This is a genomic window from Janthinobacterium sp. GW821-FHT03C10, assembly GCF_059420865.1.
The window spans coordinates 85383-96781 of sequence record NZ_JBWKUN010000009.1; the positions used below are offsets into that span (position 1 = coordinate 85383).

General features: G+C 63.5%; 10 protein-coding genes. 7 read left to right on the top strand and 3 right to left on the bottom strand.

Going from position 1 to position 11399, the window contains the following annotated elements:
* Window positions 1-49 precede the first annotated feature (49 nt).
* Both AC07VH_RS25395 and AC07VH_RS25400 read left to right on the top strand, forming a co-directional pair.
* Complete coding sequence (locus tag AC07VH_RS25395; RefSeq protein WP_034753479.1) at window positions 50-493, top strand: thioesterase family protein; 444 nt, start codon at window positions 50-52, stop codon at window positions 491-493.
* A 74-nt stretch (window positions 494-567) separates the two neighbouring features.
* Window positions 568-1353 (top strand): substrate-binding periplasmic protein, encoded by a 786-nt coding sequence (locus AC07VH_RS25400; RefSeq protein ID WP_494788838.1) that lies wholly within the window; start codon window positions 568-570, stop codon window positions 1351-1353.
* Here AC07VH_RS25400 and AC07VH_RS25405 read toward each other — a convergent pair whose 3' ends face one another.
* Together AC07VH_RS25405 and AC07VH_RS25410 are read right to left on the bottom strand one after the other, a co-directional pair.
* On the bottom strand, window positions 1354-1896 hold the full coding sequence (locus AC07VH_RS25405; RefSeq protein ID WP_489629005.1) for a DUF3016 domain-containing protein: 543 nt from the start codon (window positions 1894-1896) through the stop codon (window positions 1354-1356).
* A 154-nt stretch (window positions 1897-2050) separates the two neighbouring features.
* Window positions 2051-2554: a DUF3016 domain-containing protein gene (locus tag AC07VH_RS25410; protein ID WP_489629006.1), complete on the bottom strand. Its 504-nt coding sequence runs from the start codon at window positions 2552-2554 to the stop codon at window positions 2051-2053.
* A gap of 433 nt (window positions 2555-2987) precedes the next feature.
* On the opposite strand from AC07VH_RS25410, the gene AC07VH_RS25415 reads away from it, so the two are divergent.
* Window positions 2988-4493: a DUF3369 domain-containing protein gene (locus AC07VH_RS25415; RefSeq protein ID WP_494788837.1), complete on the top strand. Its 1506-nt coding sequence runs from the start codon at window positions 2988-2990 to the stop codon at window positions 4491-4493.
* Between the two features lie 242 nt (window positions 4494-4735).
* Here the strand turns inward: AC07VH_RS25415 and AC07VH_RS25420 are convergent, their stop codons facing one another.
* Entirely contained in the window at window positions 4736-6679 is a 1944-nt protein-coding gene (locus AC07VH_RS25420) for a GAF domain-containing sensor histidine kinase (RefSeq protein WP_494788836.1), read from the bottom strand.
* Window positions 6680-6864: 185 nt separating this feature from the next.
* Here AC07VH_RS25420 and AC07VH_RS25425 point away from each other — a divergent pair, with 185 nt between their 5' ends.
* The 4 genes from AC07VH_RS25425 to AC07VH_RS25440 all read left to right on the top strand — a co-directional run bounded on the left by AC07VH_RS25425 (window position 6865) and on the right by AC07VH_RS25440 (window position 11376).
* A complete protein-coding gene (locus AC07VH_RS25425) occupies window positions 6865-8436 on the top strand; it encodes a C13 family peptidase (RefSeq protein ID WP_494788835.1) in 1572 nt (523 codons plus the stop codon).
* An 8-nt stretch (window positions 8437-8444) separates the two neighbouring features.
* Window positions 8445-8807: a cation efflux protein, CzcI family gene (czcI, locus tag AC07VH_RS25430; RefSeq protein WP_494788834.1), complete on the top strand. Its 363-nt coding sequence runs from the start codon at window positions 8445-8447 to the stop codon at window positions 8805-8807.
* A gap of 105 nt (window positions 8808-8912) precedes the next feature.
* The gene (locus AC07VH_RS25435) at window positions 8913-10145 is read left to right on the top strand and encodes a TolC family protein (protein ID WP_494788833.1); all 1233 of its coding nucleotides are present in this window, start codon (window positions 8913-8915) and stop codon (window positions 10143-10145) included.
* A gap of 13 nt (window positions 10146-10158) precedes the next feature.
* The gene (locus tag AC07VH_RS25440) at window positions 10159-11376 is read left to right on the top strand and encodes an efflux RND transporter periplasmic adaptor subunit (protein ID WP_494788882.1); all 1218 of its coding nucleotides are present in this window, start codon (window positions 10159-10161) and stop codon (window positions 11374-11376) included.
* Window positions 11377-11399 lie beyond the last annotated feature (23 nt).

An 11399-nucleotide genomic window follows, 5' to 3' on the forward strand; every position in this document is an offset into this window, starting at 1 on the left:
AAATTGGTTTTTTTCCGCCGCGCCCTGCGCCCCAGCCCAAGAGAACACCATGGCCCGTTTGAAACTTGAATTTCCTGAAGACCAGTACTGCTATTCCTCGCAACTGACGGTACGCACGACGGACATCAATGCCGGCAACCATCTCGGCAACGATTCCATGATTTCCATGATTTCCGAGGCACGCGCCCGCTTCCTGTTCGAATACGGCGTGCGCGACATCGAAGCGGACGGCACCGGCATCATCGTCACCGACCTGGCCACCACCTACCGCGCCGAAGCCCATGCGCGCGACCAGCTGCTGTTCGAAGTGGGCGTCATGGATTTCAACAAGTATGGCGGCGACATCACCTTCCGCATCACGCGCCCGCGCGATAACACCCTGATCGCGATGGCCAAGTCCGGCTTTGTCTTCTTCAACTACAAGCGCAGCCAGGTCGTGCCCATGCCGGAAGAGTTCGGCAGCAAGTTTCCACAGGTGAACTGGATCGATTGATTCAGGTGCGGTTAAACGGGCCCTCATGCCGCCATGCTGTATGCTTATCAGGAAGACATTAAATCTGGAGCGGCATGCAATCAGCAATCACGGCAAGACTGTGCCTGGCCCTGGCCCTGCTGGGCATATTGCCGCCCGTCCTGGCCGCGCCGCAAACCGTCACCCTGTACGGCGACGATGACTATGCGCCGTACAGCTATGTGGAGCACGGCGCCTTCAAGGGCATGTACATCGATATCCTGCGCCAGGCGGCCAGCCGGATGCCCGGGTACCGGCTGGAACTGCAGCCGCGCCCCTGGAAACGGGGGCTCGACGCGCTGGAAAAAGGCCAGGTTTTCGGCCTGTTCCCGCCCGGACGCAAGACGGAACGGCCATACGTGCAGCCGTATTCGGCCATGCTGCACCGCGAATCGGTGGTGTTGTTTTGCCATGACGCCGTCATGCGCACGCCACGCACGCACTTCCCGACCGACTTTGCCGGCCTGACCATCGGCGTCAACACGGGTTTTCTGCTGTCGGAGAAATTGATGGCGCCCGCCCGCAAAGGGCTGCTGCGCCTGGAAGCGGCCAAGGGCAATGAAGCGAACCTGAAGAAACTGGCCCTGCGGCGCATCGATTGCTACGCCAGCGACCGCGGCGCGGCACGCCACACGGCGCGCCAGCTGCAAGGCGAACTGGCCGGCTACGGCTTTCACTTGCGCGAAGTGCTGGAACTGTCGTCCGAAGCCACCTACATCGCCTACAGCGCGCGCAATACCCCCGCCTACAAGGCCGATTTCATCGAGAAGATGAATGCCGCCCTGCTTGCCATGCGGCAAAACGGCCAGCTGGCGCGCATCGAAGAGGCTTATTTGCGTTGATTACCTGCGCTGAACGTCGCGCGGCTGCAAGGTCAGGACGGGACTGCTGCGGCCCTGGGGCTTGACGCCGAAGGTATTCTTGAACCACTCGTCGATCATGCGCTTTTCATAGCGCAAGGCGTCGCTGCTGGAATAGCGATTGATATGCTGTAAATAGGACATGTCCGACAGATAAGCGTTGCCGCTGGCAATGACTTTGCCATGTTGCTCGAGCGTATAGCGCAAGCGCAGGCGGGGCCAGTCAGCGCGGCCCGTCATCACGCGCACATCGAAGGCGCCGCGCCGCGCCGGGTCTTCGCGTCCCGCCAGATCGACATCGGTGATCTCGATCCTGAGGTCCTGACCGTGGGGCAAGCTCTTGCCCAGCCAGCTGAAGTGATCCGCCAGGCCCGCCAGCACCTGCTCCCGGTCGCGCGAGCTGAACGGCACATCGGAATAGTCGTCGGGTTTGTCGAACGTCACCTGGACGCCTGCCCAGGCGCTGCTGCCAGCGGCCAGCACCACGGCCGCCACCCATGTTTTCGCCATCGTGGAAATACGCATATGCCTTCCTTTCAGAAAGTTCACGGTCAGGCGGCAGCTGCCATGCCGGCCTCTGCCTGTCCTGTTTGACTATAGCCTGAAGTGAAAATTTCCGGAGCGCAATACGTCTAGTGCGCCGGCAGGTGCGGCGGCACGCCGCGACCGGCCGCGCCGCTTACTTGCGCGCGTGGCGCTTCGGCTTGACGCCAAAGGTAACGGCATACCAGTCGTCGATCATCAACTTTTCATAACGCAACTTTTCATTGCTGAAGTAAGGATTGAGGCGGGTCAGGTACGACATGTCGGACAGGGCCGCATCGCCGCTGCTGATGACCTTGCCATCCTGTTCCAGCACATAGTGCAGGCGCATGCGCGGCCAGTCGACCCGGCCGTTCATGACGCGGATATCCTGGCCGGCACGCAGCGATGGATTTTCACGTCCCGCCAGGTCCACGTCCGTGACGTCGATTTTCAAGGTCTGCCCGGGCGGCAGCGAGGCGCCCAGTTTCTCGAAATGCCGGCTCAGTTCCTTCAATACCTCGTCGCGGTCCTGCGGGTTGAACGGGACGTCCGTGAATTGATCCGGTTTGCTGAACCGCACTTCGGTTCCCGCCCAGGCCGCGCTGCTGGCCAGCAAGGCCAGGCCGGCGATCAGGGCGCGCGTCGTTTGCTTTTGCATGATGTACCCTTTCAGGAAATGTGAGTGGCATGGAGCCACTTCTTATGCCTGCCCAATATAGCGCGCTCCAGTCGATTCCGGCGCGGAATTCATACCTTGTTACTTTTCCGTTGTTCCGCCGGGAAGGAAGACGCCGTCTTTTTTTGCAGATTCATTGGCAATATTAATTAAAACAAAGTATTGTCTTGAAAATATAGTTGCCTAAGCGATAAAGTATAGATAGTGTAGACAGCACGGATTTAAAGTATTTTTTTAGCACGCATGTTGCATGATTTTAGTCAATTGTTCTTGCTTATTGTTAATACTTAGCGGTCGGTCTACAATCGACAAAATGCGCCCGAAAAACGCGCAACGCCGTTCATGGCGCACAGGAATTCCTGGCGCGGGCGTCTCAGCATTGCGTCAGTTATGCCTTTTAGCGGAACTCGCCCTTATGTCATTTTTGTCTTCAGCATCGCCCAAGTTACCCCCCTGGAAAGTCCTGCTCGTCGATGATGAACCCGACATCCATGACATCACCGAGCTGACGCTGAGCCGTTTCCGCCTCGAGGGCCGCGCCCTGAGCTTCGTGCATGCGTACAGCGGCGCCGAGGCCAAGCAGGTGCTGGCGCGCGAAGACGGCATCGCGCTCGTCTTCCTGGACGTGGTGATGGAACGCGAAGACAGCGGCCTGGAAGTGGCGCGCTGGATGCGCGAAGACCTGGGCAACCAGTTTACGCGCATCGTGCTGCGCACGGGGCAGCCGGGACAGGCGCCGGAAGAACGGGTGATCGTCAACTACGACATCAACGACTACAAGGAAAAAACCGAGCTCGACCGCACAAAGCTGTTTACCACCACCTTTGCCGCCCTGCGCGCCTACCGCGACATCATGAAGGTGGAAGAAGCGCGCCAGGCCCAGCTCCATTACCGCGAAGGCCTCGAGCGCGTCATCGCCGCCTCGGCGCACATTTTCAAGCAGCGCAACCTGCGCGACTTCGCCAGCGGCCTGCTGCAGCAAGTCGTCGCCCTGCTGCGCCTGGAAACGAGCATGCTGCTGCGCCTGCGCGGCGCCAGCGCCATCTCGGGCGAGCAGGATTATGAAATCCTCGCGCAGATCGGCGACACGGACGACGGCATCCTCAGCCCGTCCCTGCTGTCGCAGCTGGACGACGCCAAGAGCAATAAAATTTCGCGCCTGCATGGCGACACCTATGTCGGCTATTTTCCCAACAGCAGCGGCAAGGCGTCCCTGCTGGTGCTCAAGGGCGTGGAAGAAATTTCCGACCTCGACGCGCAATTGCTGGAAGTATTCTGCTCAGGCGTGGCCATCGCCTTCGACAACATCCTGCTGACGCAGGAAATCACCGATACCCAGGCCGAGCTGATCCTGCGCCTGGGCGACGTGGTCGAATCGCGCTCGCACGAAGGCGGCAACCACGTGCGCCGCATGGCCGAAGTGTGCCAGCTGCTGGCGCAGGCCTCCGGCATGTCGGAGGAAGAAACCATGGTGCTGCGCCACGCGGCGCCCATGCACGACATCGGCAAGATTTCCACGCCCGACGCCGTGCTGCTGAAACCCGGCAAGCTCGACGCGGCCGAATGGGAAATCATGAAACAGCATCCGACGGTGGGCATGTCCATCCTGGACGGCTCGCAGCGCCCGCTCTTGAAGGCGGCCGCCGTGATCGCCCACCAGCACCATGAGAAATACGACGGCAGCGGCTACCCGCAAGGCCTGGTGGGAGAGAACATTCACAAATACGCACGCATCGCCGCCGTCGCCGACGTCTTCGACGCGCTGATGCACAAACGCTGCTACAAGGACGCCTGGCCCCTGGAACGCGTGGTCAGCTACCTGCGCGAAGTGAGCGGCAGCCACCTGGACCCGCAGTATGTGGAGTTGCTGATTGCAAACCTCGATGAGGCACTTGCGCTAAATCAACGTTTCCCTGATTAAACGGCGTAGGTCGGATTAGCGCTCGCGCGTAATCCGACAACATCGTTGACGTGGCTTGTGGTGGCGTCGGATTACGGCCCTTCAGGCCTAATCCGACCTACGCGGCTGATATTCACGGCCGTCGTTTTCATTCTGCGAACCCGCGACGCAAGAGCGCCTGAAAAACGTTCAGGGCAAGGCGCGCGGTCGCAGACAGTGCGAATAGCACGGCAAGACCAAGCAACGCAGCCATGGACGTTTTCTCAGGTGCTCTTAGGTTCCAGCGGGAAGCGGATCTTGTAGTGCAACCCCATCCCCGGCGCGCTGACCACCTTCACCGTGCCGCCCAGCGGTCCCGTCACCAGGTTATACAGGATATGCGCCCCCAGGCCGCTGCCGCCCGAGCCCCGCTTCGTCGTGAAGAAGGGGTCGAACAGCTGGCCCAGGGTGGCGCTGTCCATGCCCATGCCGTCGTCGCTGTAATCGAGTTCCAGCATGTCGCCGGCCGTCCGGGCGGACAGCTTGATCTTGCCCGGCTCGCCTTCGGCAAAGCCGTGCACCAGTGAATTGACCACCATGTTCGTGACGATCTGCGAGACGGCGCCCGGATAGCTGCGCAGCTGCACCTCGGGCGCGCAGTCGATTTCCACCTTGACGGGCTTGCCCTTCAGCTTGGGCTGCAATGAGAGCAGGATTTCATCGAGGTATTTACGCAAGTTAAAGCTGCGCAGTTCGTCCGAGGACTGGTCGACGGCCACCTGCTTGAAGCTGCGCACCAGCGCCGCGGCGCGCTGCGTATTCGTCGTCATGATGCGCAGGGTCTGGTCGACGATGTCGAAAAACTGCTGCAAGCCATCTTCATCGAGCTGGCCGCCCGCCAGGTCTTCGCGCGTGAGCTTCAATTCCTGCACCAAATGGCTGGTGGCCGTGACGCAGATGCCCAGCGGTGTATTGATTTCATGGGCCACGCCCGCCACCAGGCGTCCCAAGGACGCCAGCTTTTCCTGGCGCACCAGTTCCGACTGCGCTTCCTGCAAGGCGTTCAAGGCGCTGTTCAGGGCCGCGTTCTGCTCTTCCAGCGCTTCCTTGGCCTGGCGCATGGCGCTGTCGGCCTGGATGCGGGCCATCGCCACGGCCACGTGGCTGGCCATGAAGGCCAGCACGTCCAGTTCCGCCTGGCCATACACGACGGATTCGTCGTAGCTTTGCACGATGATCACGCCATATTTGCGGTCGCCCAGCAGCATGGGCGCGCCCATCCAGCTGGCGATGCTGGTATTGCCCAGCGGCTCGTCCATCTCGCCGCTGGCCACCAGCGCCGCATAGCTGCCGGCATCGAGCAAACACGCTTGCCGGCGCGCCAGCACGTAGGAACTCATGCCGATGCCGTAATGAAAGCGTTTCACGGGCGCCTGCGCATCCTTCTCGTCGACGAAATACGGGATCGTGATGTCCTTGTTGTCCGGGTGATACAGGGCGATGAGGAAATTCTTTGCCGTCACCAGTTCGCTGATGATGGCGTGCAGGCGCGCATACAGGGTCGTCGCGTCGGCCGCCTGCGCCGACAGGTTGGCGATTTCATACAGCGCATGCTGCAGGTTTTCCGCGCGCCGCCGCTCGGCCACCTCGTGCGCCAGCAGGGCCGTGCGCTCCTGCACCGCCTTTTCCAGCCGGTCCATGCTTTGCATGCCTTGCAGGGCGCTCGACACGTGCGTGGCGATCAGCGCGAACAGGGCCTGGTCTTCCAGGCTGAAGCGGTGCTGGGCGTCATAGCTCTGGATGACGATGGCACCGAGCACCTGGTGCTGCTGGTCCAGCAGCGGGCAGCCGATCCAGTGCTCGGCCGCCGTGCCGCCGCCCCAGGCGCCGCCGCCGATGGCGCGCATGGCGTCGTCGTCGGCCGTCATCACCAGCTGCTTGCGGTTGACGATGACCCAGGCCGTGGGCGACTGCGCGGCGCTGGCCAGGCGCACGCCCTCGTCCGGATCGGGCGCGGCATCGAATTCGTCGACAAAATACGGAAAGCGCACGAGGCCGTCGTCGCGGTCGCTGAGCGCCACGTAAAAGTTGGCCGCATACATGATGCGTCCCAGCGCCGCATGCACCGCCTGCAGGAATTCGCTGATATCGCTGCAGGTGCTCGAGCGCTGCCCGATTTCCAGCAACACGGTCTGGACGGCTTCCAGGCGGCTGAGACGGCTTTCCATGGGTGGCTATGTACCTTGTGCAAGTATATGTTCTGAAAATCAATATTATCAGTTCAGCCCAACCTTGGCACGGCATAAAACACAGAATCTTGCCTTGAGGCAGAGCAGCACACGCCACGCGCGCATTTGCCACGCTGGCAATACAGTGGCAGACTAGGCCCCTTCCTATAGACCAGACCGTCCTCATGACCGCCATGCTACGCGCCTCGCTTCGCCCCTACACCCTCGCCGGCCTGCTGGCCTTTGCCGCGCTGGGCATGCCGTCGCTGTGCGCCGCGCCAGCCAAGGCGCCGGCGGCGGAAACGGCCGATGGCGGACGCTATTTCGGCCCCCTCGTCGCGGGCAAGATGCACGGCCAGGGCCGGCTCGAATACGCAAGCGGCGCCTATTACGAAGGGGGCTTCGCGCGCGGCGTGTTTTCCGGCCAGGGCAAGCTGCGCCAGGCGTCCGGCGTCGAATACACGGGCGCATTCCGCCAGGGCGCCTTCGACGGCATCGGCCGCTACACCTCGCCCAAGGGCGAAATCTATGCGGGCAACTTCGTCAACGGCAGCTTCGAGGGACAAGGCCGCTTCCAGGGCGCCGATGGCGCCACCTTCGAGGGCCATTTCAAGCACTGGCGCCCGCACGGCGCCGGCAAGCTGACCGACACGGACGGCACCGTCTTCGAAGGCGAATTCGTCCAGGGCCAGGTGCAGGGCAAGGCGAAGGTCACCACCAGCGACGGCATCCATTACGAAGGCGCGCTGAAAGACTGGAAATTCGAGGGCGAAGGCGTGCTGCGCACGGCCGACGGCGACGAATACCGGGGTGGCTTCAAGAATGGCCAGTTCGACGGCAAGGGCGTGCTGCGCTACGCCGTGGCGCAGCTGGACGGCCGGCGCGAAGACAGCGGCAACTGGACGGAAGGCCAGCTCGACGACCCGGCCCTGGACAAGCTCACGCGCGACAATATCGAGCTGGCCCTGTACAACCAGCGCACCCTGCTCGACGGCGCCCTGGCCCGCATCGCGCCGCGCGACGGGGCAAAAAAGATCAACCTGTACCTGCTGGGCGTGGCCGGCGATGGCGCGCAGGAAGTGTTTCACCGCGAAACGGCCTTCGTGCAGCGCCAGTTCGACCGCGATTACGGCACCGTGGGCCGCTCCTTGATGCTGGTCAACAGCCGCAACACGGTGGCGCAGCAGCCGATGGCCACGCGCACCAGCATCGCCGCCAGCCTCGACGCCCTGGGCGCGAAGATGGACAAGCAGAACGACATCCTGTTTTTATTCCTCACCAGCCACGGCTCGCCCGAGCACGAACTGGCGCTGGCGCAAAACGGCATGGACTTGCACAGCCTGCCCGCGCAGGAGCTGGCGGGCATGCTCAAGCGCAGCGGCATCCGCTGGAAAGTCATCGTGATCTCGGCCTGCTATGCGGGCGGCTTCATCGCGCCATTAAAAGATGACAATACCCTCATCATCACGGCCGCGCGCAGCGACCGCACCTCGTTCGGCTGCGACGACCAGAACGATTTTACTTACTTCAGCGAAGCGTATTTCAAGGAAGCCTTGCCCAAGAGCGCCGGCTTTGCCGAGGCGTTCGACAAGGCCAAGGTGCTGGTGCAGGCGCGCGAGGCGGCCGATTTCCTCGAAGGCGGCATGGAGGCGGAAGAGCATTCCGAGCCGCAGCTATTCCAGGGCAAGGCCATCGCCACGCAGCTGAAGGCGTGGCGCGCCCAGCCAGGCATGCGGGACCGCCTTTCTGTACAATAGATGCATACATGAAAAAATTCTTCCTCATTTTGCTGCTGTTCGTGCTTCCGCTCCAGATGTCCTGGGCCGCGGCGAGCGCGTATTGCCTGCACGAGGAAGGCAAGGCGGCGCAGCACCTGGGCCACCACAGCCACCAGCACAAGGCCGATGCGGACAAACAACCCGCCGGCGATAAAGCTGAGCAGCAGAAAAAAGGCCAGCCGCACAGCGATTGCAACGTCTGCCACGGCATCGGCCATGCGTGGCTGCCGGCCGGCTCCAGCCTGCCCATCGGCGACATGACTTCCGTCAACGCGGACACCTCCCCCTTCTTTTACGCTTCCCACATCCCGGACGCGCCCAAGCGCCCTGACTGGTCGTCGGCCATCTAGGCCGACGGGACGTTACTTTCACTGATCGCAATATGCGGGCCTGACTAAAGCAGGCGCAAGCCTGCGCGTCCCGTCGAATTCTTTTTCCATTCCCTGGAGAATTCGATGTACCGAATCATCTTGTTACTTTCCGCTGGCCTGCTGGCCGGCAACTTTGCGCACGCGCAAACACCTGCAGAACCCGCCGCGCCCCTGACCCTGCCCGCCGCCCTGCTGCTGGCCGAAGGCGGCAACGCCACCCTGTCGGCCGCCCGCCATGAACTGGCGGCGCAGGGCGGCGCCCTGCAACAGGCGCGCGCCCTGCCCAACCCGGAACTGCAAACCGTGCTGGAAGACACGCGGCGCGCCACGCGCAGCACCACCGTGCAACTCAACCAGCTCATAGAACTGGGCGGCAAGCGTGGCGCGCGCGCCGCCGTCGCCCAGCGCGGCGAAGACCTGGCGCAAGCTGGCCTTTCCCTGCAGCAAGCCGACACGCGCGCGCTAGTGGCCACCGCCTTCGTCGACGTGCTGGCGGCGCAGGAAGGCTTGCGTCTGGCCGACAGCGCGCAGGCGCTGGCCGCGCGCGCCAGCGACATCACGGCGCGCCGGGTGACAGCCGGCAAGGCGTCCCCCGTCGAGGAAACCCGCGCCAGGGTCGCCGAAGCGAGCGTGCGGCTGGAGCTGAACCTGGCCCGCAGCACGCTGGCTGGCGCCCGCAAGCGCCTGGCCGCCCTGTGGGGCAATGCCGCGCCCCGCTTTACCGTGGCCGAGGGACGCCTGGAAACCTTGCCGCCGCTGCCGCCAGGCAGCGAACTGGCGGCACGACTGGAGCAAGCCCCTGCCGTGCGCCAGGCCCGCAGCGCGCTTGCCCAGCGGCAAGCCATGCTGGACGTGGAACAGCGGCGCGCCACACCCGACGTCACGGTGAGCATCGGCATGAAGCGCTCGGAAGAGCTGGGCCGCAACCAGGCCATCATCGGCCTGGCCCTGCCGCTGCCTTTGTTCGACCGCAATGCGGGCAACAAGCTCGACGCCCTGCGCCGCAGCGACAAGGCCAGCGACGAGCTGGTCGCCGCCCGCATCGCCGTGCAGACGGCCGTGGCCGCCGCCAGCGAACGCCTGGCCACGGCCCGGCTCGACGTGGAAAGCTTGCGCCAGGATATCTTGCCCGGCGCCCAGAGCGCCTACGACGCGGCCAGCAAGGGCTTTGAGTTCGGCAAGTTCGCCTTCCTCGACGTGCTCGATGCCCAGCGCACCTTGCTGCAAGCCAAAAACCAATACCTGCGCGCGCTGACGGAAGCGCAGCACGCCGCCGCCGAGATCGAGCGCCTGCTGGGCGCCCCTGCTCCCCTGTAAGGAATCCATGACAATGAATATCAAACTCGACAAGAAACAAGCGATCGCCATCGGCGCCATCGCGGCCGCTGGCATCGTGCTGGCCATCCTCATCCTCGGCACGGGCAATTCCACGACGGCGCCGCCCACCGCCGCCAAGGCGGAAGCCCACGCTGAAAAGAAAGACGAACACGGCCACGAGGAGGTGGAAGGCCGGCTGGAATTGACGGCGGCGCAAGGCAAGGCGGCCGGCGTCGTCATCGCCACGGCCGCGCCCGGCCGCATCAAGACGACGGTGGCCCTGCCCGGCGAAATCCGTTTCAATGAAGACCGCACGGCCCACGTCGTGCCGCGCCTGGCCGGCGTGGTGGAAGCCGTGCAGGCGGACCTGGGCCAGCTGGTGAAAAAGGGGCAAGTGCTGGCCGTCATCGCCAGCACGGAACTGTCGGAACAGCGCAGCGCACTGCTGTCGGCGCAGCGGCGCCTGTCGCTGGCCCGCTCCACGTATGAGCGCGAAGAAAAACTGTGGCGCGAGAAGATTTCGGCCGAACAGGATTACCTGCAGGCGCAGCAGGCGTGGCGCGAGGCGGAAATCGCCGTGCAGAACGCGCAGCAAAAGCTCAGCGCGCTGGGCGCCAGCGGCGCCGGGACCGGGGCCAGCAAAGGGCCGCTGAACCGCTACGACATCCGCGCGCCGTTCGACGGCATGGTGCTGGAAAAACATATCACCCTGGGCGAAGCCGTCAAGGAAGACGCGAACATCTTCGTCATTTCCGACCTGTCGACCGTGTGGGCCGAAATCGCCGTGCCGGCAAAAGACCTGGCCACCGTGCGCATAGGAGGCAAGGCGGAAGTCAAAGCCAGCGCGTTTGATGCCAGCGCGCAAGGCACGATCACCTACGTGGGCGCGCTGCTGGGCGAACAGACGCGCACGGCCAAGGCACGCATCAGCTTGCAGAACCCGGACATGGCCTGGCGCCCGGGCCTGTTCGTCAGCGTGGAAGTGGTGTCCGGCGAAGCGGACGCGCCCGTCACAGTGCAGAGCACGGCCATCCAGACGGTGGAAGACAAGCCCGTCGTCTTCGTGCAGGTCAAGGACGGCTACCAGGCCACGCCCGTGGTGCTGGGGCGCAGCGATGGCAAGTTGACGCACATCAAGCAGGGCCTGGCCGCCGGCACGCCGTACGCGGCGCAAGGCAGTTTCGTCCTGAAGTCCGAGCTGGGCAAAGATTCCGCCGGCCACGAACATTGATCACGTCAAAGCTAAGGAAACCA

Bases quoted from the DNA above. Each gene is read 5' to 3' on its own strand.
- AC07VH_RS25395 (WP_034753479.1), top strand. From the start codon at position 50: ATGGCCCGTTTGAAACTTGAATTTCCTGAAGACCAGTACTGCTATTCC.
- AC07VH_RS25400 (WP_494788838.1), top strand. From the start codon at position 568: ATGCAATCAGCAATCACGGCAAGACTGTGCCTGGCCCTGGCCCTGCTG.
- AC07VH_RS25405 (WP_489629005.1), bottom strand. From the start codon at position 1,896: ATGCGTATTTCCACGATGGCGAAAACATGGGTGGCGGCCGTGGTGCTG.
- AC07VH_RS25410 (WP_489629006.1), bottom strand. From the start codon at position 2,554: ATGCAAAAGCAAACGACGCGCGCCCTGATCGCCGGCCTGGCCTTGCTG.
- AC07VH_RS25415 (WP_494788837.1), top strand. From the start codon at position 2,988: ATGTCATTTTTGTCTTCAGCATCGCCCAAGTTACCCCCCTGGAAAGTC.
- AC07VH_RS25420 (WP_494788836.1), bottom strand. From the start codon at position 6,679: ATGGAAAGCCGTCTCAGCCGCCTGGAAGCCGTCCAGACCGTGTTGCTG.
- AC07VH_RS25425 (WP_494788835.1), top strand. From the start codon at position 6,865: ATGACCGCCATGCTACGCGCCTCGCTTCGCCCCTACACCCTCGCCGGC.
- czcI (WP_494788834.1), top strand. From the start codon at position 8,445: ATGAAAAAATTCTTCCTCATTTTGCTGCTGTTCGTGCTTCCGCTCCAG.
- AC07VH_RS25435 (WP_494788833.1), top strand. From the start codon at position 8,913: ATGTACCGAATCATCTTGTTACTTTCCGCTGGCCTGCTGGCCGGCAAC.
- AC07VH_RS25440 (WP_494788882.1), top strand. From the start codon at position 10,159: ATGAATATCAAACTCGACAAGAAACAAGCGATCGCCATCGGCGCCATC.